This window comes from Gemmobacter nanjingensis (assembly GCF_014652195.1).
Lineage (GTDB): Bacteria > Pseudomonadota > Alphaproteobacteria > Rhodobacterales > Rhodobacteraceae > Gemmobacter > Gemmobacter caeni.
The window spans coordinates 1-1,588 of sequence record NZ_BMYI01000068.1 but is presented as its reverse complement, the minus strand read 5'-3'; the positions used below and the strand labels follow the sequence as shown (position 1 = coordinate 1,588).

Here is a 1,588-nt window from a genome sequence, read left to right as displayed (position 1 = left end):
GGCAAGGCGGTCTTCCTGCCTGAAAATGCGGGGGACGATGTCCCAGCGACGGATATCTGGGGCGATGACGCGATCCTCGCCTATGTCCCGAAGGGCACCAACTATCGCGTTCCCGCCTTCGGCTACACCTATGAGCTGTCGGGCTACCCGCAGATCCAGAAGCCGTATTTCCTGGACAGCAACGACAGCTGGATTTACGGCACGAAGACCGAGCGCCGCCCCTATATCGTTGGTGCTGACGCTGGCTTCCTGTTCCAGAATGCGGGGCAGAGCTGATGGCTGACGCGCTGGTGAAAGTGCGCCTGGCGCATGCAGTCAAGATCGGCACCCGCTGGCTTCCGCCCGGTGAGCATGACGTCACTCCTGAAGACAAGGCCGTGCTCATTGCTTGCGGGGTGCTCGTCGAAGCCACGCCGGAGGCCGTGACGCCGCAGGGCAAGCTGATCACCGTGACCGAAGAGCAGTTCGCGCAGGCCGTCGCCGCCCAGGCGAAGGCGCTGGCCGAGGCCGTCAGCAATGCCGCTGTCGAGGCGGCCTGTGCCGAGATCATCGCTGATCGCGACAAGGCGGTTGAGGGCGTCGAGAACCTCAATCGCCGCGTCGAGGCGCTGGAGGCAGAACTCGAGGCCGAGCGGGTTTCGCATGACGAAACCCGCCAGCAGCTGGCCGAGGCGACGAAGGCGCCGGATCACACCAATACCCCCCCGAGCGAGACGCCCGCAGAGACCGCCCCGAAAAAGAAGGGCGCAGCGGGCACCACCAAGGGCTGACACGGCCCCGCGCCGGGGGCGGACGCGCCCCCGGCATCCCGCTCACAAGCCAGCAGAGAGCTTTCCATGACCACCATCGTCAAAGTCATTGCCAGCAATGAACGTCCTGTTCGCGTGACGAGGATCTCCCCGACCGCTGCCGCTTCGCATGACGAAGAGCAGGTCAATCCGGGTGAGGTCCGCACTTTCTATGCGCATCAGGGACAGGATCTGCGCATTCACGAAATCCAGCCGGTCGAGGCGCCTGCGGAAGCCGTGACCCATACCGGCCTGCCGGTCGCGGGCTACCGGCCCCAGTCGTCGGTGAACGTTGCGCGCGTCAATGCCGTCAAACAGACGGAAGAACGTCTCCTGCGGCTGCTCGACGAGCTGAAGGCCGATTCCGAAATCGACCAGCGCTGGCTCCAGATCGGCCGCACATCCATCGAACAGGGGTTCATGGATGTCGTGCGCTCCATCTTCAAGCCGGAGCGTGTGGAGCTGGCCGAATGATCGACGCGCCCGTTTACCGCAGCGCCCTTCTGTTCGGCGGTATCGCAGCCGCCCTTGCCGCGCTGATCCTCTGGCTGGTGACGCCATCGGCGCGGTCGATCCTGCATGATCTGGCAACCCCGCCGGTGGGGCGCTGCGCCTCGGCCGGGAGCCATGACATGCGCCCGGCCTGCATGGTCAGCCTGCGCGCGACCGCGCTGAACGGCCGTCATCTGTCCGGCACCACCTGCCACGGCGACCTGGGCGCCCCGGCTGTCAGGATGTTGGGCTGAGCCATGGCGCAAGACCTTTATGATCAGGCCGTCCAGCTGATGATGACCGAGCGC

General features: G+C 65.5%; 3 protein-coding genes and 1 pseudogene. All 4 read left to right on the top strand.

The genetic code is table 11. The features are described from left to right. Positions 1-276 (top strand): annotated as a pseudogene (locus IE126_RS25635) (hypothetical protein); the annotation flags it as partial. After that, positions 276-770, top strand: a complete 495-nt coding sequence (locus IE126_RS25630; RefSeq protein WP_189383216.1) for a hypothetical protein — start codon at positions 276-278, stop codon at positions 768-770. The pseudogene IE126_RS25635 and the gene IE126_RS25630, both read left to right, overlap by 1 nt. Before the next feature lie 66 nt (positions 771-836). Beyond that, complete coding sequence (locus tag IE126_RS26215; RefSeq protein ID WP_229825957.1) at positions 837-1,262, top strand: Acb2/Tad1 domain-containing protein; 426 nt, start codon at positions 837-839, stop codon at positions 1,260-1,262. Beyond that, positions 1,259-1,534, top strand: coding sequence for a hypothetical protein (locus IE126_RS25620; protein ID WP_189383214.1), 276 nt, complete (start codon positions 1,259-1,261; stop codon positions 1,532-1,534). The genes IE126_RS26215 and IE126_RS25620 overlap by 4 nt, the downstream gene beginning before the upstream one ends. Positions 1,535-1,588: the final 54 nt, after the last annotated feature.